The sequence below is a fragment of the Mesorhizobium sp. WSM4817 genome, assembly GCF_055811135.1.
In genome coordinates this window covers 1-243 of the sequence record NZ_JBVVQQ010000169.1, presented here as the reverse complement: position 1 = coordinate 243, position 243 = coordinate 1, and the positions used below count along the sequence as shown (strand labels likewise).

General features: G+C 69.1%; 1 protein-coding gene. It reads right to left on the bottom strand.

Going from position 1 to position 243, the window contains the following annotated elements; translation table 11 throughout:
* Positions 1-60 precede the first annotated feature (60 nt).
* Positions 61-243, bottom strand: a 183-nt coding sequence (locus AC0L2K_RS35240) for a hypothetical protein (protein WP_473533693.1), incomplete at its 5' end; no start/stop codon positions are given.

Sequence of the window (243 nt, the reverse complement as noted above, 5' to 3'; positions counted from 1 at the left end):
ATTGAGCTCGACCCCGATCGCGCGGAAGCGGGCCTTGGCCTCCTCATCCAGCGCCACGCCTTACAGGCGGAAATCGCGGCGGGTCAGCGCGACGCTACGCGCCTCGGCTTCGCTCAAGGGCGCCAGATCGACGCCGTTGAAGGCGGCGAACATGCGCGGATCCTGTCCGGCCTCCATGCCATATTCGGCGAGCATCGCCTGCGCCTGGGCATAGGCGGCGCGGAGTTCGGGGGTGTCGGCGAC